The following is a 19,687-nucleotide window of genomic DNA, read 5'->3' as shown; positions in this document are numbered from 1 at the left end:
TAATCCTATTCTTTATTCATTGTTAAAAAATTTAACATATCGTGTTAAGAACATAATGTCAAAACCATCGAAAATGGGAGAAATAATCTGAACTACAGATTTATATTTCGGAAAATTTAGTATTGACAAAAAATTAAGTTATACTTTATATTTATTTTGTGTTAAGTTATATAACATTTGTTTGAATTCTAACATTACCATCATATTAAAGGAGGGATAGAATGTTATCATCGAGTGTCGGGTATCTTATATTGCTTATCTTTGGAATTGTTTTTACAGTGATTACAGTTTTGATCCAACGTCGTCAAGGAGAAGTCATGACGGCAGAACAATTTAGCACCGCAGGCAGGAGTGTCGGGGTGGGTTTAGCGAGTGCTTCCATTATTGCCGCTTGGACATGGGCAGCGACATTAATGATGTCTTCTTCTACCGGATATCAATATGGAATTAGTGGACCTTATTGGTATGCTGCTGGCGCTACTATTCAAATTTTACTATTTGCGATAGTGGCCATTCATTTGAAACGGAAAGCACCGAATGCTCATACATTTTTAGAATTTATCGCTCAGCGATTTGATAAGAAAAATCACCGATTGATGCTCGTATTCGCTTTAATGACCAATATCATCGTAACGGCAATGGTCATTTTGGGTGGAGCGGTTTCTTTACACTCTTTAACGGGAATGAATGTATATATTGCAGCGCTTTTAATTCCTATCACTTTCACGATTTTCACGGTGATCGGTGGATTAAAAGCTTCCTTTATTGCAGACTACTTAAATACAGTTATTATCTTTGCCATTCTTGCGATTTTTGCAGCGGCTGTTTATTACAAATTCGGTGTTACGGATATTTATGAAGGATTACGTAAAATCCCTGAATCCAAACAAATGATCACAATGGCTTCGATACCAGGGCTGTTTTTTGGAATGATTAATATTATTGGTAATTTTGGAACCGTATTTGTGGATCAATCTTATTGGCAGCGCGCCATTGCAAGTACAGAAAGAGCGGCAGCGAAAGCCTATATTTATGGAGGGGTTGCTTGGTTTTCAATTCCGTTTACCATAGCCACTTTTCTAGGTGTGGGTGCAGCCGGGTTAGGAATTTCTGTTGACTCGCCGGACTCTGTTGCCCCTATTATGGCGGCCCACGTCATGGGGACTGTTGGATCTATCTTATTTTTAATTATGCTTTTTATGGCTGTGATGTCTACGGGTGTTGCGGAACTGACGGCTATTACAAACATCATCGTTACGGACATCTACCTTCACTCCATCCATCCACAAGCAAATAGTCAAAAAATATTAAGTGTTTCCCGCCAAGTAACCTTATGTGCCGGATTGGCAATGGGGCTATTGTCCATTTTGCTTTTTAAAGTAGGGATAAGCCTTAGTTTCGTTTATATGGCAATGGGAATTTTTATAAGCAGTGCTGTGATTCCTGTTACCCTTGGGTTGTTATGGAAACGGGCAACGAATGAAGGATCTTTTTATGGAGCTTTATTGGGAATGATCAGCGGACTCATCGCATGGGTTTCATCTGCCTATGCCACATCAGGAGAAATTACGATCGAATCGTTAGGCGGGCTTTATCCTATGTTGATTGGAAATTTAACGGTTTTTGTTATTAGTGGTGTTATTTCCATTGGTCATGGATTGCTGTCCAGTCAGGAATTTGATTTTGATTCTTTAAAAGATAAGTTTAAAAGCTACGATGATGACTTATCTGAATATGGAAAGGAAGTTAGCTATGGAGAAACAGCCAATAAATAAAGACGCAAAGTTGTGTATACAGTGGGCTATTGGATTAACCGTTATTTTGATATTTGTGTGGCCCGGGATTATGTTTATCACAGGATATCAGTATAGTTTATCGTTTTTTAAAGGTTGGACTGTACTTGCTTTCGTATGGTTAATGGTAGCCGGTATTTTTATCACGATCAGACCGTTGATGGAGCTTTTTAAGAAAGATCAATAATATATCACAAAAATTTTTTTAAAAATCGCAGTTGCTAGCGGGTTTGTAAAATGAGTGAGAATCTATTGGATGTATTAGAAGGAAATTTGATATAATTTTTAGATAGAAAATTCTAAATATTCAATCTTATAAATGGAGATTTATAAGATCAATTTCATAGTTTGGAACAACCACTTAAAATAGGAGGTTATCCATGAAACTGACTTCACGTGAAATGGAAAAGCTCATGATTGTTGTGGCGGCTGACTTGGCCCGTCGTCGTAAAGAGCGGGGCTTAAAATTAAATTATCCTGAAGCTGTCGCGATGATTACATATGAAGTGCTGGAGGGGGCGCGGGATGGAAAAACGGTAGCTCAATTAATGCAATACGGTGCAACGATTCTTACAAAAGAAGATGTAATGGAAGGGGTTGCCGAAATGATCCCGGATATTCAAATTGAGGCAACCTTTCCTGATGGAACAAAGCTTGTCACGGTTCATGACCCGATTCGTTAAATGAGGAGGACATACGTTGATACCAGGGGAGTATGTATTGAAAAAAGAACCTATTTTATGCAATCAAAATAAGCAGAGCATCAAGATTCGCGTGTTAAACCGGGGTGATCGACCTGTTCAGGTTGGTTCCCATTTTCATTTTTTTGAAGTGAATCAATCGCTTCAATTTCATCGTGAAAAAGCATTTGGCATGCATTTGAATATTCCGGCTGGAACGGCGGTTCGCTTCGAGCCCGGTGATGTGAAAGAAGTAGAAATAATTCCGTTTTCAGGTGAACGCAAAGTGTATGGTTTAAATAATTTAACGAATGGATCAGTTGAAATGGGGAAAAGAAAATGAGTTTTTTGATGTCTCGAAAGCAATATGCGGATATGTTTGGACCAACTGTCGGCGACGCCATTCGTTTGGCAGATTCAGAATTGTTTATCGAAATTGAAAAAGACTATACAACCTATGGAGATGAAGTAAAGTTTGGCGGCGGAAAGGTGATCCGAGATGGAATGGGGCAGCATCCTTTGGCGACAAGCGATGAATGCGTCGATCTTGTATTAACAAACGCGATTATTGTTGACTATACAGGTATTTACAAAGCGGATATCGGCATAAAAGATGGAATGATTGCCTCCATAGGCAAAGCGGGGAACCCGCTGTTAATGGATGGGGTCGATATGGTGATTGGGGCGGCAACGGAAGTCATAGCTGCAGAAGGGATGATTGTGACAGCCGGAGGAATAGATGCTCATATTCACTTTATTTGCCCTCAGCAAATCGAAACCGCTCTTGCATCGGGTGTGACCACTATGATTGGCGGAGGAACAGGACCCGCTACAGGCACAAATGCCACTACTTGTACACCGGGGCCTTGGAATATCCATCGTATGCTTCAAGCAGCCGAAGAGTTCCCGATGAACTTGGGCTTTTTAGGAAAGGGAAACTGTTCTGATGAGGCTCCTTTAAAGGAACAAATTGAAGCAGGAGCAGTGGGATTAAAGCTTCACGAAGATTGGGGATCGACAGCGGCGGCTATTGATACATGTTTGAAAGTGGCGGATCGATATGACGTGCAAGTAGCGATTCATACCGACACTTTAAATGAAGGTGGATTTGTCGAGGATACATTGAAAGCCGTAGACGGTCGAGTGATTCATACCTATCATACAGAAGGAGCTGGAGGTGGGCATGCTCCGGATATTATAAAAGCGGCCGGCTTCCCGAATATTTTGCCTTCTTCTACGAATCCAACTCGACCTTATACTATCAATACTTTGGAAGAGCATTTAGATATGTTAATGGTTTGCCATCACCTAGACGCCAATATTCCGGAGGATATTGCCTTTGCCGATTCACGCATTCGGAAAGAAACCATCGCGGCGGAAGATATTTTACATGATTTAGGCGTATTCAGCATGATTTCGTCCGATTCACAAGCGATGGGGCGCGTAGGAGAAGTGATCATTCGTACGTGGCAAACAGCTGACAAGATGAAAAAGCAAAGAGGGAAGTTACAAGAAGACAAAGGTGTGGGAGACAACTTTCGTGTGAAACGTTATATTGCCAAATATACGATCAATCCAGCAATCGCTCATGGTATTGCGGATTATGTGGGTTCTGTTGAAGTGGGGAAATTAGCTGATTTAGTGGTGTGGAATCCTGCTTTTTTTGGTGTGAAACCTGAACTGGTTTTAAAAGGAGGAATGATTGCTTACAGCACTATGGGAGATCCCAATGCCAGCATTCCGACACCGCAGCCGGTTTTATATCGTCCGATGTTTGCAGCGAAAGGAGATGCCAAATATCAAACGTCTATCACCTTTGTTTCAAAGGCAGCGTATGAAAAAGGCATTCATGAACAGTTGGGTTTGAAGAAAAAGGTGAAACCGGTCTATGGAATTCGAAAATTGACGAAAAAAGATTTAATTTTGAATGATAAAACCCCAAAAATTGACGTCGATCCTCAAACATATGAAGTGAGGGTAGACGGTCAATTAGTGACATGTGAACCGGCAGAAATCGTCCCGATGGCACAACGGTATTTCTTATTTTGAGGTGAGAAAAACATGATGGTTGAAAAAGTAGTCGGAAACATCACGACATTAGAGAAAAGAGTTCCACATATAGAACGGGTTTATATGCGAAGCGATGATTTAGTCAAACGGGTGAAACGGGTTGTGACAGATCATGGCAAAGAGATTGGCATTCGCTTAAAAGAACATCAGGAATTACAAGATGGAGATATTTTATACATGGACGATCACAATATGATTGTGATATCGGTCTTAGAAGATGATGTATTAACGATCAAACCAACATCCATGCAGCAAATGGGGGAAATTGCGCATCAACTTGGCAATCGACATCTGCCGGCGCAGTTTGAAGGAAATGAAATGATTGTGCAATATGACTATTTAGTAGAAGAACTGCTTCAGAAGTTATCGATTCCATTTACACGTGAAAACAGAAAAATGAAACAAGCATTTCGCCCAATAGGACATCGTCATGAATAGATTATTTTCACTTTTTCAGTTGTGTGATTCCAACTTTCCATCGGGATCGTTTTCTCACTCTTTTGGATTGGAAACATACATTCAAGAAAAAGTGATCACGGATAAAGAAAGCTTTAAGAATGCTATTTCCGTTTATATTCGGAAACAGCTGTTTTTCACAGAAGGCCTTGCTTGCAGACTTGCTTATGAAGCAATGGAGCAAAATGAACCATCCGCGTTGGTAGAGCTTGATCATATTTTATTTGCATCGAACATTGCGCAAGAAACAAGAAGCGGGAATCAAAGGATGGGGGAACGGATGGCCAAGCTATGTGTGGATCTGTATCCATCTCCTATTTTAATAGAATATACAAACCGGATAAAAGAAAAGAAAGCGTATGGTCATTCTGCCATAGTGTTTGCGATTGTCGCTTACCACTTAAAGGTGACAAAGGAAACGGCAGTTGGAGCCTATTTATTTGCCAATGTATCTGCTCTTGTGCAAAATGCGGTGCGTGGAATTCCGATTGGTCAAACAGACGGTCAAAAGATCTTAGTTGAAATTCAACCTCTTTTAGAGGAAGGGGTAAGAACGATTTCACAATTGCCTAAAGAGGATTTAGGAGCGGTAAGTCCCGGGATGGAAATTGCTCAAATGTGCCATGAACGTTTAAATGTGCGCTTATTTATGTCTTAAAATTCGGAATATAAGGAGTGAGAAACGTGGAACCAATACGTATTGGAATCGGAGGGCCTGTTGGAGCGGGAAAAACGATGCTTGTGGAAAAATTGACGAGAGCCATGCATAAAGAATTGAGCATCGCCGTTGTGACAAATGATATCTATACGAAAGAAGATGCTCAATTTCTTCTGAAGCATGGTGTGCTGCCGGCAGATCGCGTCATTGGTGTGGAAACAGGAGGGTGTCCGCATACAGCTATTCGTGAAGATGCATCCATGAATTTTGCCGCCATTGATGAACTAAAAGAAAGGCATCCCGATCTTGAGTTGATATTTATCGAAAGCGGCGGGGATAATCTAGCCGCTACATTCAGCCCGGAACTAGTCGATTTCTCTATTTACATTATTGATGTAGCGCAAGGGGAAAAAATTCCGCGTAAAGGTGGACAAGGGATGATTAAATCTGATCTTTTTATCATCAATAAAATTGATCTCGCTCCGTACGTTGGAGCCAGTTTAGAGGTTATGGAGCGCGATACTCTGGCAGCGAGAGGGGATAAGCCATATATTTTTACCAATTTAAAAGATGAAATCGGTCTTGCAGAAGTATTGGAATGGATTAAAACCAATGCACTTTTGTACGGATTGGAATCATGAAATATACAGGAGTATTACAAGTATCTGCCGCCAAAAAACGGCAAAAAACCATTATCTCATCTTGCTATCATGAAGGGGCCTTAAAAGTGAGCCGTCCCATTTATCTTGAAAAGGATCTACCTTTCTTATATCTCATTCATGTTGGCGGAGGTTATGTAGACGGGGATGTCTATTTAACCAATCTCAACGTGGAAGAAGAAGCTGAGCTGGCGGTTACAACGCAATCCGCCACAAAAGTATATAAAACACCAAAGAAGCCTGTTGTTCAGAAAACGAACATCCACTTAAAAAAAGGAAGCGTTCTTGAATACTTGCCGGATTCTTTAATTGCTTATAAAGAAGCACGTTTTATACAAGAAACGACCGTTCATATAGAAGAGGATTCCGGTTTTTTTTACAGCGATGTCATTACACCAGGTTGGGCGGAAGATGGGAGTTTGTTTCCTTATGATTGGATTCGTTCGAAATTAAAAGTATATAAAAAAGACCGGCTTGTGTTGTTTGATCATTTACGGCTTGAGCCGGATGAAGATATGTCCGGAATGTTGCAAATGGACGGATATACTCATATCGGCACTTTTTTGATCTTTCATCAGAAAGCAGATAAAACATTTCTTGACCGTTTATATGATGAAATGGAGGCTTTTGATTCCGACGTTCGATTTGGTATGACATCATTGCCGGCTAGCGGCATTATTTTACGTATACTTGCACGTAGTACGGGTATCATTGAGAACATGATTTCTCGCGCTCATTCATTTGCCAGACGAGAGTTATTAGGCAAGAATGGTGTCACTTGGCGAAAGTATTGAAAGATAGGGTGAGGAATAAACGATATTAGGAGGCTTATAGATGGACCAAGTAGACTTGCTTTCCGTTTTAACTTTAGGATTCGTTCTTGGAATAAAACATGCTATGGAGCCGGATCATGTGATAGCTGTATCAACGATTGTTTGTCAAAGCAAAAAACTTTGGAGATCCTCTTTAGCCGGAGTCTTTTGGGGGATCGGGCATACATCCACATTACTTATATTTGGAATGACTATTATTTTGATGAAGAAAAAAATTTCACAAGAATGGTCGATGTCATTAGAGTTTTTAGTCGGAATCATACTCGTTTATTTTGGAATTTCAGCCATTCTTTCTCTTAAGAAAACGCATGAACATTCTCATTCACGTCTTCATCTTCATACAGATCATCCTATTTATACATATAAAGGGATTCCCTATGTTAAATCTCTTTTTATTGGGATCATTCATGGACTTGCCGGTAGTGCAGCCATGGTATTGTTGACAATGAGTACAGTAGAAAAGGCATGGGAAGGTCTTCTTTATATTCTGTTTTTTGGCGCCGGAACGGTTTTGGGCATGCTTTGCTTTACGACTTTAATTGGGATCCCATTCACACTGAGTGCCAAAAAGATTCGTATTCACAATGCCTTCATTCAAATAACAGGCTTTATCAGCACGGTATTCGGAATTCATTATATGTATAATTTAGGTGTAACCGAAGGCTTATTTAAACTTTGGATACGGTAAATGGGAACAAGAAAATGTTTTTTGCTGCATCATGATAAGATCATTCGTTCCATCATAATGGCGAACGGTATTAAAAACTATTGGCAGGATGATGGGTGGTTTGACAGATGCTTGGAGATCTTTTTTCTAAGCCAAAAGCAAGGGCGGGGTCTTTACCGTTTTTGGTTAGGAAATAAAAAACAAGGGAATCGTGATTAGACGAAAGATTCCCTTGTTTTTCTTTTCTGCGCTTGCTAAGTGTTCCTACACTCTTTTCTTTTGAAAGGCTGCAATACTTTCATATTCTTCTTTTAACAGTCGAGAAAGACGAATGTAGATAGGAATTAATTCTTTATAGACGGATACATGTTCTGGATTCGGTACATGATGATGGGTGGCGCCTACCATTTCCGATACTACGTGTAATGAATGAATTTCACCTAGACTATATAAGCCAAGGATAGCAGCTCCCAAACAAGAACTTTCAAAACTTTCCGGTATATATACCTCTTGATCGAAGATGTCCGCCATCATTTGACGCCAGAGTGGGGATCTGGCAAAGCCTCCGGTGGCTTGAATTTTTTTCGGCTCACCGATTAATTCTTCTAAGGCAAGCAGAACGGTGTATAAGTTGAAAATAACTCCTTCCAAAACAGCACGAATTAGATGTTCTTTTTTATGATGCAAACCTAATCCAAAGAAAGAGCCTCTTGCATTGGCATCCCACAATGGAGCCCGTTCTCCGGCTAAATAAGGATGAAATAATAATCCGTCCGATCCGGGATTGACTTTTGCCGCTATCTCTGTCAACACTTCATATGGATCTTTCCCTAAACGCTTCGCTGTTTCGACCTCTGAAGAACCTAGTTGATCGCGAACCCATCGGAAAATCATGCCTCCGTTGTTGACCGGGCCTCCAATGACCCAATGGTTTTCAGTCAATGCATAACAAAAGATTCTTTCTTTAGGATCGGTTACAGGGCGGTTCGTTACGGTTCGGATAGCACCGCTTGTCCCAATGGTGACAGCCACAACTCCGGGATCTATTGCATTTACTCCTAAATTGGATAATACGCCATCACTGGCTCCTACCACAAAAGGAGTGGACGGGTGCAAATTCATTTCTTTTGCAAACGTTTCATCCAATCCTGTTAAACGATAAGTAGTTGGAACAGGACGTGACAACTGTTCTTCTGATATACCGGCGATATGTAGAGCCTCTTCATCCCATTTTAAGGAATTTAAATGAAACATTCCTGTTGCGGAGGCAATCGAATAATCAATCACATATTCCTTAAATAGCTTATAAAAGATATATTCTTTTATTGATATGAATTTATAGCTGCGTGCAAATATTTCGGGATGCTCATTTCGAAGCCATGTCAACTTAGAAAGAGGAGACATCGGATGGATAGGCGTTCCGGTCCGCCGATAAATCTCATGGCCATTCATTTCCTTTTTTATTTTTTCGGCCCATTTTGCGCTTCTGTTATCCGCCCAGGTGATGCAATTCGTTAAAGGCTTGCCTTCTTTGTCTACAGCAATGACGCTGTGCATGGCGGAACTAAAGGAAACGCAAAGAATATCAGATGGCTGAACATGGCTATCTTGTATCGTTCTCTTAATGGTGTTGACCACAGCGCGGAAAATTTCTTCCGGATCTTGTTCTGCCGTTTCTGGTGTAGGAGAGAATAAAGAATATTCAATTCCATGTCTTGAAATAACGGATCCTTCTGCGGAAAACAAAACGGATTTTGTACTGGTTGTTCCAATATCTACACCGATTACATATTTTGAACTCATGATTTTTTCCTCCTTACAAATACCTGACAACCTAAGTGCTCTCTTTTCCGATAAGCGCCTTTCTTTCTTTAGCAACAAGCTATTATCAGTAAGGTCCAGTCCTGTTTTCATCGGTTCTTTTCTTTACACAGGTTGATGACATGAACCGTTTTAAGCCACTCCATCTCTTAAGGATTAAAAATTTTTCCATCATTTCCTTTTTACAATCTTCTGCCATCGTTTGCATCATACCATATTCTGTCCTATTTTGTTTTCATCAGCTCATGTTGTTGAATTCTCAAAGAGATAAACTCCCTCTACGGATGTGTAGAAGGAGTTTTGTTTTTATACAAACATATTAAGCAGCAAAGCGCCTGCAAAAGCGGTAAATGAAAGGATTGTTTCCAATACGGTCCATGTTTTAAACGTTTCTTTCATGGATAATCCTAAATATTCTTTTACCATCCAGAATCCGGCATCGTTTACGTGTGAGAACATTAAGGAACCTGCACCCGTTGCGATCACGAGCAATTCCAGATTGACACCGGACATATGTTCAATAATAGGTGAAACGATGCCAGCCGCTGTGGTTAAGGCGACGGTTGCTGAACCTGTAGCAATACGAATTAATCCTGATATCATAAAGGCTAAAACAAGGGGAGACAGAGATAGATGTTGGGACATATGACCAATGGTCGTACCAACACCGCTATCGATAAGGATTTGTTTAAATCCACCGCCGGCTCCAATGATTAAAATGATGGAACCAACAGGCAGCAAGCATTGATCTGTTAATTTCTTAATGTCTTTTTTACTCATTCCTTGACGAATTCCAAGGAAGTAGAATGCTGCGAAACAAGCGATCAGAAGCGCAATGATAGGGCTTCCAATGAATTCGAAAAATTTCATGAAGCCTTTAGGCAGTGGCAAATATGGTGCAACGGCCGATAAAATCATTAACAATACAGGCAATAAAATGATGAAGAACGAAAGTCCTGTACTAGGTAATGTTTTCGCTGTCATATTGACGCGAATTAACTCCGGTTCGCTTTCAGGAATGACGCGTTTATGAACCCATTTTGCAAATAATGGTCCTGCGATAATGGCTGCAGGAAGCGCAATAATCAAGGAATAAAGAAGCACTTTTCCAAGATTGGCATTGTAAATCTGGATCGCGGCAATCGCTCCCGGATGCGGCGGCACAAGACCGTGTACGATCGATAAACCGGCAATGACAGGCAAAGCGATTAATAAAATGTTTTGTTTCGTCGTTTTATGAATAGAAATGACTAATGGCAATACAATCAAAATTCCGACTTCAAAGAACACAGGAATTCCAATAATAAACCCTGAAAGAAGCATGGCCCAGGGCAATTTCTTTACACCGAAAAGCCGAACGAAGAAATTGGCCACTTGCATTCCAGCGCCTGATTCTGACATCATCTGTCCTAAAATGATGCCTAATGCCAAAATTCCGACTAAATGGCCTAATACACCCCCAACTCCGGTTTCATAGGCAGTTACGATTTTATCCAAGGACATTCCGGACATGATCGCTAAGAACAAACTGGCGACAAGCAAGCTGATAAACGCATGCCATTTCCACCATGATACTCCTAAAATAACAATGAGAATGGCCAAAAATGTAATGGTCAACAAATATAGATCCATACTTCATTTCACCTTCCTTTTATACGGTAATCGTTTTCAAAAAAGTTGAAAACGATACTGTCATGTTTTTGTTGTGTTAGGGGGTCACAAATTTCCTTTTCGGATGGGACTGAATGTAATCACTGCAGCACAACTAATAATTGAAAGCATTTTCATTTTGTAAGTAAATTATATGAAAAAATTTTTCGTAAATCAATAGAATTTTATTTAAATATAATGATAGGATTTTTGAGAATATATGAACTTTTTATTTGTACAATGAAAATGCCATGAACATTGAAGCTTGAAATTCAAAGTCAAGAAGCCGCGCAGGTTATCGAGTTATTGCGTTCATCATTTAAATGAAATCATTCAGCTCAGCTTTTGAAAAAGAAGGATTTTTTCAAGTGGTTTCCCATAACTGTTCCAATTTTAGGGAGATAGGAGGCATTATTTGATAAGTTTCTTGGGAGTGTTATATTAGACGGCGTTGATTACACAAGAGCCGTTGTTTTTGCAAAAAAAAATAAGTGAACTATTACTTCGCCAAACGAAAAAAAGAAGCTATCCAAATGGACGGCTTCTTTTTCGCATGGCTGTTGCTAAGAAAAGATGGAACTTGTTATATTGAAATCATTGCAAACAGCCCTTTGATGAATGATATTTTCGTGAATTTAATTCGAATTGGTAGCAACGACTTTTTTTCTATTTTTCAGTTTCGATTCTTTTTCACCTTTTTTGTTCGACAAGTGGATTTGTTTTAAGAAAAGGGTGCACACTGCTCCAGCTACGACAAACCATAAACCTACAAAAAACACGCTGTGCAAGGAATCCATTAAGGATGTTTTTAAAATCGGCACCATTTGATTGGATAATTCAGGAGGCATCTGTTTCAACGTTTTTGGATTAAAGAGCATTTGGAACAAACCTTCTGGATTGTTTGCTATCGTCTGTTTAAATTTTGATACGATAGGTCCCGCCTGTGCAGGCAATGTATTTAAAAATGGAACTAGTTTGTCTGTCAATAATGTTCCGGATGTGCTATTCATGACAGCTCCTAAAACGGTAATGCCAAAAGTACCTCCAATAGAACGGAAAAATTGGCTGGAAGAGGTGACAACCCCCAGTTCTTGCTTTGAAAAACTTTCTTGAAGAGCCAAAGTAATTGTTGGCATCACGAACCCTAACCCTAAACCTATCACAACCATATAAGATGTTGCGACTAACTTGCTTGTATCCATATCTAAAGTAGTTAATAAAAAGAGTCCGCCGGCCATAATGAACATCCCTATCATGATTTGCAGTTTGATGCCCATCTTGTAAACGAACTGGCCGCCGATAATGCTTGTAATAATCATGGAAATCATCATCGGTGTCATGATCGTTCCGGATTGAGTAGCACTGACTCCAATAATGCCTTGCATAAAAAACGGAACAAACGTAACGGCTCCAAACATTCCAATCGTCATAAAGAATCCAATTAAATTCAAGAAAACGAATGTTCTATTTCTGAACAAATGCAAAGGAAGAATCGGTTCTTTCGCTTTCCTTTCCACGATCACGAAACTCACTAAACCGATGGCTGCCAATGTAAACAGACCGATAATTTGCCATGAATTCCAATCGTAGTCTTTTCCGCCTAAACTAAGCGCAAGAAGCAAGCTGACGGTTCCGACCATCATCGTAAACATACCGGCAATGTCAAAGTGAATAGGGCCTGTATGTTTGTGTTTTTGTAATCCTAAGGCGATAAAGATGGTGGCTAAAATTCCAACAGGGAGGTTGATATAAAATACCCATTTCCAGTTTAATGAGTCGACAATCCATCCGCCGATTTGCGGACCAATGACAGAAGCGAGGCCATAAATTCCGCCAAAAATTCCTTGGAATTTGGCGCGCTGCTCTCCTGTAAATGTATCCCCGATGACAATCATAGCCATCGGCATCATGATTCCGCCGCCAATTCCTTGTATTCCACGATAGATAATTAGCTCTGTCATGTTATGGGCCATTCCGCAAAGTGCTGATGCCCCCATAAAAATAATCAGTCCTGCAATATATACCACTCTGCGGCCTAATAAATCCGATAATTTTCCTGCGATCGGAACAATAGTAGTAGAAGTAAGCAAATAAGCGGTAGTAAGCCATGTCATCATACTTAATCCGCCTAGGTCTCCTACGATTTTTGGCATAGCGGTTCCCACAATGGTTCCGTCAAGCGCAGAAAAGAACATCGCAATAATAAGACCAATCAATAATATCGTACGATTATGATTTGTATCCATCGTTTTATCCATATCCATAGCTCCTTTTTCTTTTGTATCATCTATAAACGGGATGTTTCGTTATCTTAAGTTAACGAAACAACATGTTGATCCTTTATCCTTCAGTCTGTTCGTTCTTCTATTTGTTCTTTTTCTGTGTAATTTGCAAGTTTTTCGGCGGTCTCCGCCATAAACGAAAGTTCATCTTCTGTCAAATAGGAAAGGTATTTGGTTATGGTGGCTTTTCTACTTTCCAAAATGGTTTCCAACATATTTTCTCCTTGTTTGGTCAGTCTAATATTGACCACTCTTCTATCCTTTTGATCATGCTCGCGCATAATGAGTTTGTTCTGTTCAAGGCGATCCATCATAAATGTTACGGCACTTGGTTTTACACCCAGGTGATCGGCTAATTGAGAAATGTTGCATCTTCCTTGTGTTTTTAATAAAGACAGAACAAATAGTTGTGTAGGTGTTATCCCATGATCATGTAGACTTTCCGACATTTCCGGATGTATTTTTTGGTAAACGAAGTGACTGGCCGATTGAATTCGTGCAATGTAGTCGCAAACATCCCTCATAATAGGATTCCCCTTATTAATTAACGGAGATAAATATAAACTTTATAAATATTTATTTTATATAAAATTCCATGCCATTAAATATAAAGGGTATTTAAATAAAAATCAATGGTTTTTTTTAATACTAACGAGTTATATTCACTCATTTATGGAAACATCCTCTATTTATCGTTCTTTTTTCATGTCAAAAAAATCTGCAGGATGAACCTTTTCATACAAACGGTATTTTTTTCACAAAACTTTATATGATATTCCGATCAAGTTTTGAACATTCCTCTTGAGGATAGGATGCATCAGGAAATTTCATTTTATATTCTATTGACCTAATTGGTCAATAGGATTATGATGAAATTGACCAAATCGGTCAATAACGGTAAATAAATGGGGGGATCATCATTTGTTTTCCAATTTCTTTCAAATAAATCCAGAAAAGCAAGAACGAATTTTAAATGCGGCACTAAAAGAATTTGCCAAACATGGTTATGAAAAAGCGTCCACCAATGGGATTGTAAAAGAAGCCAATATCTCAAAAGGGCTGCTTTTTCACTATTTCAAAAATAAAAAGGAATTGTTTTTATTTTTGTATGACTATTTTGTAGAGATGATCATGGATGAGTTTTACGCGAAAATCGATTGGAATGAAAAAGACTTGTTCATGAGATGGCGAGAATGCGCAGTCCTGGAATTTGAATTAATGAAGAAATATCCCGATATCTTCAATTTCTTTATAGCCGCCTCTCAAGAAGAATCCGACGAGGTAAAAAAAGAGTTAGAGCAAAGGAATAACGAAATATTGGTCAGCAGCTATCAAAAATTATTTACCGATATTGATACTTCAAAATTTAAACAAGGCCTTGATATAAACAGAGCTATCAAAATTATCATGTGGACGATGGAAGGATTATCAAATGAACAGCAAAAAAAGATGAAGCAATTCTCTTTGAAGCATTTCGATATGGATGAAATATTATCGGAAATGGATCATTATTTAAATCTGCTTAAGGAATCTTTTTATGATGAAACCGAAGATTGAGAAAGTCTGCATTATTAAAAAAGGGGGTTCAAAGAATGAATGTCATTGAAATCAACCACTTGACGAAAACCTATGGAAAGGCAAGAGGAATTACGGATATTAGTTTTACGGTTGAACAAGGTGAGATTTTTGGATTCATCGGACCAAATGGTGCGGGAAAGTCGACGACCATAAGAACGTTATTGTCTCTCATTTATCCGACAAGCGGAAATGCCAAGATTTTCGGAAAAGACTGTATAAAATATGCTCCTGAAATCAAAAAAGACATCGGGTATTTGCCTTCAGAAGTTTTTTATTATGACAATATGAAGGTGATAGATTTGCTGAAATATTCAGCCAGCTTTTATAAAAAAGATTGCAGCAAGAGAATGAAAGAATTAGCTGAAATAATGGATTTGGATCTGAATAAAAAAATAGATGATTTATCTTTGGAGAACAAAAAGAAGGTTGGGATCGTTCAAGCGCTGCTCCATGAGCCAAAGCTGATGATTTTTTGATATAAAAAATAAATTGATAATCAGTTATTGACAAAAAGAGCGAAAACTATGACTAAAAAGTCATGGTTTAAACTTGTCTTTAATAACTGGATAAAATGCTTTGTGCTTGTTGGTTCAATAGGATAAAGTTGCGAAATCTTTGTGTAACAGTGAATGATTCAAATAAGGTGAAATGAATCATGGATAACCATTTGCGGAGGCAAGATCTGCTCACTGGGAGATTGAAGATGAGGGCAAGGAGTGAGACTTAGCGAATGCACAGGATTTTTCAATCTTTCCTTGTGTTTGTGATGTAAAAAATCATTATAAGCGACAGCTAATTTTGGAGTCGGCAGACAGCTCACAGAAATGATCAACGGTTTGGTCGTATTAAACTTGTCGTTGTTGATTGGAGTATTTAACAACCGGCCATTTTTCTTTACGTAGTGCGTTCATCAATTCTGGTCCTGCATGCAAGTTGTCCGCTACCAGCTCCCGAGGAGTAAGCGCCATCCACTGATTTAGTGACACATCGGCAAAACGGTCACTCTTGAACATCTCCAGAAACCATAGGCTTTGGTCACCGGTGTTCTGGATGTAGTGTCCGAAGGCGAACGGCACATATCCTACATCGCCGGCCCGGTAATTGAAAGTTCGCGCCTTGCCATTTGCTGCGAATACGGTCATGCGTCCCGTGCCCGATAGGTAATACTGCCATTCATCGTTATTCGGGTGCCAATGCATTTCCCTCATAGCGCCTGGCTTGATTTCTACCAATGCCGCCGCAACGGTAGTTGAAATGGGGAAGTTGGTGGAATCGACTATACGCACTGTCCCGCCCGGAGTGACGAGCGGTTCCTGCGCAAGCAACCGGTGTGTGAAGCTTTTGGGCACCGTTCCATAAGGGTCCGGTATCTTTTGGCTCTCCAAAGGACCGGGAACTTTTGATTGGTAAATGTATCGTTGTTTTTTGGGTATATGAGCAAAGGCGTTTTCTGATACGCCGAAATTTGCGGACAGTACGTCTTTCGGTGTGTGCGCGAACCAATCTGAGATGGAGAAGGTGTCGAAGTCGGAGAAGTTGCCGTCATCGAAAACAAGCAGAAACTCGCAGCCTTCTTCAAGCCCTTGGATGGAGTGTGGAATGCCGGGGGGGAAAGTACCATAGATCCCCGTGGCCGACGTCCGCAATAAAGTTCCGACCGTTCTGATCGACGGCGGTGATGCGCGCCCGGCCCATAATCATGAAGGCCCATTCCGCTTGTTTATGCCAATGCAGCTCACGAACACCCCCAGGGGTCAGACGCATGTTCACGCCTGCCAGTGTGGTTGCGATCGGCAGCTGTCTTACCGTTACTTCTCGTGACCAACCACCATGATTTAACTGCATATTGGTGTCGGAAAAAGAGAACTTCAAGTTAGGGATCGTTCCGGCATCGGTGGCAGGCGGAACCAGCATGTCGGGGTTCTCCAGGTCCCTCATGATGTCCCGCGGACCGAAATCGGTTGCACCGGCGCCATCATCTCTTATAGGATGAGGCACATGGCCATAATAATGCTGATTCCGAGTTCGATTGTCCATGAAACACGCTCCCCTTCCTCAGATCATGCAATAAGTCATTTATCTCCAGTCTATGATCGCTTTGTTGTGTGTATGTTTTATTCTTTATGGCTTGCATTTGGTTGGTGAAATCTATTTATGTGTCGCTATTTCGCACTTATTTTTTGTTGGTTTAACAGGGCGGCCTGTTCTTGCCTTCTTTTTTGGCTGGACAGATAGACGCCGATAAAGACGAGGAGTCCTCCTAAAATCTGCACGAAAGTAATAGGGTTCCCCATGAGCAGGCTTAGAAGAGCGGTAAATACCGTGATCAAATTCAAATAAATTCCCGCTCGGCTGGGGCCAATTTCCCGAATGGACGCATTCCAGAAAACAAAAGATCCGACGGAGGGAAAAATTCCAATATATAAGATTCCTATCGCGGCTTCTTTGCTAAGAGGAAAGTGGACGCCGGAAACAAGAATAAAAGGAAGAAGCATCACCAATCCCAATAATACGGATACCGCAGTAGCAGAAATGGGGGGAACGTTTTGAATCTTTTTCCCTAAAATGGAATAAAACGTCCAAACGAGGATGTCCAAGAGCATGAAGAGATCGCCTCGGTTATAGTCAATGAGAAAAATTTGCTCCAAGTGTCCTTTCGTTAAAACAAGAAGAACCCCCAGAAGGGAAATGACGAGGCCGAAGCCGTTCACCAGCGAAATTCTTTCCTTTAAAAGAATGGCGGAAAAAAGGACGATGACTGCCGGATTGATCGAATTGACCAGCGCTGCATTTAAGGAGGTCGTAAACCGCAAGGCCTCATATAAAAGAAGGTTATACCCTAAAATCCCCAACAGTGATAGAACGATGAGAATTTTCCACTGGTTCCAAACGTTTTTCCAATCCGGACGTTCAATCCAATGAGCGAGAGGGAATAAAAGAAAGATCGCAATCACCCAACGGGAAAATGTCATTTGTAAAGGAGACATTTCGGCCACTACATATTTTCCGAACACATAATTACCTGCCCAAAATAAATTGGCTAGGACTAGAAACAAAAAGACTTGGTATTTTTTCATCGCTATTCCTCGCTTTTCTTTCCGTTTTTCAATGAATCTTTACAATAGTTCCTAAAGATTCATTGAGTCGCATTCACAAAAATAAAAAATCGATTTCCGTTCATGATCCTTTTGAAATTTTTTAAATCATTTTGTGTTGATGGGAAATCGATCCGTTTCAGATTGGGGGGCAGTGTTGTTTAGAGAACATAAAATCGACGTTTCGGTTTCATTGATAAAAAGACATATCACCCGTGAATGCCGGAATGATATGTCTTTATAAATTCATTTTATTATTTCCATATATCTTGGGCAATTTGAACGACATGGCGCAGTTTCGCCCATTGCTGTTCTTCCGTTAACAAGTTGCCTTCTTCTGTTGAAGCAAAACCGCACTGTGTGCTTAAACATAATTGGTTTAAATCAACATAATGGGAGGCTTCATCAATGCGCCGTTTAATATCGTCTGGATTTTCCAGTTCTCCCGCTTTTGATGTGATTAAGCCGAGCACAATTTTCAAATCGGATCGATTCACGAATCGGAGCGGTTCAAAGCCGCCGGCTCGGTCGCTGTCATATTCGAGGAAAAAGGCGTCTATATTCAATCCGTTAAACAGGACTTCTGCTACCGGCTCATAGCCGCCGGAAGAAAACCATGTCGAGCGATAATTGCCACGGCAAATGTGCATGGTAATCGTCATATCATCCGGACGGACCGCCACAGCTTCGTTTATTAACTTCATGTATGTAGTGCTCAATTGATCGGGGTCTACTCCTTGAGCCAGCATTTCTTCTCTTTTCTCGGTTGAACACAGGGCGCCCCAAGACGTATCATCGAGCTGCAAGTAGCGACAGCCTGCATCATAAAAAGCTTGTATCGCCTTTTGATAAGTTTTAGCTAAATCATGGAAAAATTCTTCTTCGTCCCCGTAAGCGGTTTTTTCGATTTTGCCTCTTAAATGAAGCATGCTTGGACTTGGAATGGTCATTTTAGCAATATGGCTGCCGGCGATGCTATGGAGATATTGATAATCTTCCAGCATAGGGTGGTCTGTGAAATCCAATTTTCCTGTCACTTTAATTCCATGAGACTTTGTTTGCATTTGATGAAATGAAATGCCGCTTTCTGGTTCATAGCTTTCGACGCCGTCAAGGTTTTCAAGGAAATCAAAGTGCCACCATGCTCGGCGAAATTCACCATCTGTCACGGCTTGAAGCCCGATTTCTTTTTGTTTTTCAACGATCCGTGCGATTTCTTCATTTTCAATCAGCCGCAATTGGTCAGCTGTTATTTCGCCTGCTGCTCTTTGAGAACGAGCTTTTTGAATCCGTTTTGATCTTAACAAACTGCCCACTTGATCCGCACGAAACGGCGGTTTTTTGGTTTGCAGTGATTGAATTGTGTGTTGTTCCAAAGTTGTTCCCTTCCTTCCTTTAAATAATTAAATTAAATGGTATCAAATATTCAGATAGAAGTAAATATT

Annotated in this window: 17 protein-coding genes and 2 pseudogenes; 12 read left to right on the top strand and 7 right to left on the bottom strand. The window is 40.2% G+C overall.

Annotated features, from left to right (window positions below; all coding sequences use genetic code 11):
• Window positions 1–221 precede the first annotated feature (221 nt).
• The 10 genes from NST12_RS16135 (at window position 222) to NST12_RS16090 (ending at window position 7,837) form a co-directional block, all read left to right on the top strand.
• On the top strand, window positions 222–1,775 hold the full coding sequence (locus NST12_RS16135) for a sodium:solute symporter family protein (RefSeq protein ID WP_341030425.1): 1,554 nt from the start codon (window positions 222–224) through the stop codon (window positions 1,773–1,775).
• Window positions 1,753–1,980 (top strand): hypothetical protein, encoded by a 228-nt coding sequence (locus NST12_RS16130; RefSeq protein ID WP_327797393.1) that lies wholly within the window; start codon window positions 1,753–1,755, stop codon window positions 1,978–1,980. Before NST12_RS16135 ends, NST12_RS16130 begins: the two co-directional genes overlap by 23 nt.
• Window positions 1,981–2,173: 193 nt before the next feature.
• A complete protein-coding gene (locus NST12_RS16125; RefSeq protein WP_048624310.1) occupies window positions 2,174–2,476 on the top strand; it encodes an urease subunit gamma in 303 nt (100 codons plus the stop codon).
• A gap of 16 nt (window positions 2,477–2,492) precedes the next feature.
• Window positions 2,493–2,816, top strand: coding sequence for an urease subunit beta (locus NST12_RS16120; protein ID WP_003354879.1), 324 nt, complete (start codon window positions 2,493–2,495; stop codon window positions 2,814–2,816).
• Window positions 2,813–4,522: an urease subunit alpha gene (gene ureC / locus NST12_RS16115; protein WP_341030422.1), complete on the top strand. Its 1,710-nt coding sequence runs from the start codon at window positions 2,813–2,815 to the stop codon at window positions 4,520–4,522. The genes NST12_RS16120 and ureC overlap by 4 nt, the downstream gene beginning before the upstream one ends.
• 12 nt (window positions 4,523–4,534) lie before the next feature.
• Window positions 4,535–4,981 carry an urease accessory protein UreE gene (gene ureE / locus NST12_RS16110; protein WP_327797391.1) on the top strand — a complete coding sequence of 149 codons (447 nt, stop codon included), beginning with the start codon at window positions 4,535–4,537 and terminating at the stop codon, window positions 4,979–4,981.
• Window positions 4,974–5,657 (top strand): urease accessory protein UreF, encoded by a 684-nt coding sequence (locus NST12_RS16105; protein WP_341030419.1) that lies wholly within the window; start codon window positions 4,974–4,976, stop codon window positions 5,655–5,657. Before ureE ends, NST12_RS16105 begins: the two co-directional genes overlap by 8 nt.
• 26 nt (window positions 5,658–5,683) lie before the next feature.
• Window positions 5,684–6,298, top strand: a complete 615-nt coding sequence (ureG, locus tag NST12_RS16100) for an urease accessory protein UreG (protein ID WP_003354884.1) — start codon at window positions 5,684–5,686, stop codon at window positions 6,296–6,298.
• Window positions 6,295–7,110, top strand: a complete 816-nt coding sequence (locus NST12_RS16095; protein ID WP_048624305.1) for an urease accessory protein UreD — start codon at window positions 6,295–6,297, stop codon at window positions 7,108–7,110. The genes ureG and NST12_RS16095 overlap by 4 nt, the downstream gene beginning before the upstream one ends.
• A gap of 40 nt (window positions 7,111–7,150) precedes the next feature.
• A complete protein-coding gene (locus tag NST12_RS16090) occupies window positions 7,151–7,837 on the top strand; it encodes an urease accessory protein UreH domain-containing protein (protein WP_048624304.1) in 687 nt (228 codons plus the stop codon).
• 243 nt (window positions 7,838–8,080) lie between these two features.
• Here NST12_RS16090 and gntK read toward each other — a convergent pair whose 3' ends face one another.
• The 4 genes from gntK to NST12_RS16070 all read right to left on the bottom strand — a co-directional run bounded on the left by gntK (window position 8,081) and on the right by NST12_RS16070 (window position 14,093).
• Window positions 8,081–9,622: a gluconokinase gene (gene gntK, locus NST12_RS16085; RefSeq protein WP_174521030.1), complete on the bottom strand. Its 1,542-nt coding sequence runs from the start codon at window positions 9,620–9,622 to the stop codon at window positions 8,081–8,083.
• A 321-nt stretch (window positions 9,623–9,943) separates the two neighbouring features.
• Entirely contained in the window at window positions 9,944–11,269 is a 1,326-nt protein-coding gene (locus NST12_RS16080; RefSeq protein WP_003354888.1) for a GntT/GntP/DsdX family permease, read from the bottom strand.
• 653 nt (window positions 11,270–11,922) lie between these two features.
• Window positions 11,923–13,545 (bottom strand): MDR family MFS transporter, encoded by a 1,623-nt coding sequence (locus NST12_RS16075; protein ID WP_341030416.1) that lies wholly within the window; start codon window positions 13,543–13,545, stop codon window positions 11,923–11,925.
• A gap of 89 nt (window positions 13,546–13,634) precedes the next feature.
• Window positions 13,635–14,093 (bottom strand): MarR family winged helix-turn-helix transcriptional regulator, encoded by a 459-nt coding sequence (locus NST12_RS16070; RefSeq protein WP_048624300.1) that lies wholly within the window; start codon window positions 14,091–14,093, stop codon window positions 13,635–13,637.
• 397 nt (window positions 14,094–14,490) lie between these two features.
• Between NST12_RS16070 and NST12_RS16065 the strand changes: the two genes are divergently transcribed.
• Together NST12_RS16065 and NST12_RS16060 are read left to right on the top strand one after the other, a co-directional pair.
• On the top strand, window positions 14,491–15,126 hold the full coding sequence (locus tag NST12_RS16065; RefSeq protein WP_048624299.1) for a TetR/AcrR family transcriptional regulator: 636 nt from the start codon (window positions 14,491–14,493) through the stop codon (window positions 15,124–15,126).
• A gap of 35 nt (window positions 15,127–15,161) precedes the next feature.
• A pseudogene (locus tag NST12_RS16060) lies at window positions 15,162–15,617 on the top strand (ABC transporter ATP-binding protein); the annotation flags it as partial.
• 375 nt (window positions 15,618–15,992) lie between these two features.
• Here NST12_RS16060 and NST12_RS16055 read toward each other — a convergent pair.
• The 3 genes and pseudogenes from NST12_RS16055 to NST12_RS16045 form a co-directional block, all read right to left on the bottom strand.
• Window positions 15,993–17,184 (bottom strand): annotated as a pseudogene (locus NST12_RS16055) (oxalate decarboxylase family bicupin).
• A gap of 125 nt (window positions 17,185–17,309) precedes the next feature.
• Window positions 17,310–18,224: a DMT family transporter gene (locus tag NST12_RS16050; RefSeq protein WP_048624297.1), complete on the bottom strand. Its 915-nt coding sequence runs from the start codon at window positions 18,222–18,224 to the stop codon at window positions 17,310–17,312.
• Window positions 18,225–18,496: 272 nt separating this feature from the next.
• Window positions 18,497–19,618, bottom strand: coding sequence for a 5-methyltetrahydropteroyltriglutamate--homocysteine S-methyltransferase (locus NST12_RS16045; protein WP_341102055.1), 1,122 nt, complete (start codon window positions 19,616–19,618; stop codon window positions 18,497–18,499).
• Window positions 19,619–19,687 lie beyond the last annotated feature (69 nt).

Origin of the sequence: Bacillus sp. FSL W8-1127, from assembly GCF_038006725.1 — a bacterium.
GTDB lineage: Bacteria > Bacillota > Bacilli > Bacillales > DSM-4216 > Bacillus_O > Bacillus_O smithii.
The sequence above is the reverse complement of the archived record's forward strand: the minus strand, read 5'-3'. Positions and strand labels throughout refer to the sequence as shown.

Bases quoted from the DNA above. Each gene is read 5' to 3' on its own strand.
- NST12_RS16075 (WP_341030416.1), bottom strand. From the start codon at position 13,545: ATGGATAAAACGATGGATACAAATCATAATCGTACGATATTATTGATT.
- NST12_RS16105 (WP_341030419.1), top strand. From the start codon at position 4,974: ATGAATAGATTATTTTCACTTTTTCAGTTGTGTGATTCCAACTTTCCA.
- ureE (WP_327797391.1), top strand. From the start codon at position 4,535: ATGATGGTTGAAAAAGTAGTCGGAAACATCACGACATTAGAGAAAAGA.
- NST12_RS16135 (WP_341030425.1), top strand. From the start codon at position 222: ATGTTATCATCGAGTGTCGGGTATCTTATATTGCTTATCTTTGGAATT.
- NST12_RS16070 (WP_048624300.1), bottom strand. From the start codon at position 14,093: ATGAGGGATGTTTGCGACTACATTGCACGAATTCAATCGGCCAGTCAC.
- NST12_RS16050 (WP_048624297.1), bottom strand. From the start codon at position 18,224: ATGAAAAAATACCAAGTCTTTTTGTTTCTAGTCCTAGCCAATTTATTT.
- NST12_RS16130 (WP_327797393.1), top strand. From the start codon at position 1,753: ATGGAGAAACAGCCAATAAATAAAGACGCAAAGTTGTGTATACAGTGG.
- NST12_RS16095 (WP_048624305.1), top strand. From the start codon at position 6,295: ATGAAATATACAGGAGTATTACAAGTATCTGCCGCCAAAAAACGGCAA.
- NST12_RS16080 (WP_003354888.1), bottom strand. From the start codon at position 11,269: ATGGATCTATATTTGTTGACCATTACATTTTTGGCCATTCTCATTGTT.
- NST12_RS16090 (WP_048624304.1), top strand. From the start codon at position 7,151: ATGGACCAAGTAGACTTGCTTTCCGTTTTAACTTTAGGATTCGTTCTT.
- NST12_RS16125 (WP_048624310.1), top strand. From the start codon at position 2,174: ATGAAACTGACTTCACGTGAAATGGAAAAGCTCATGATTGTTGTGGCG.
- ureC (WP_341030422.1), top strand. From the start codon at position 2,813: ATGAGTTTTTTGATGTCTCGAAAGCAATATGCGGATATGTTTGGACCA.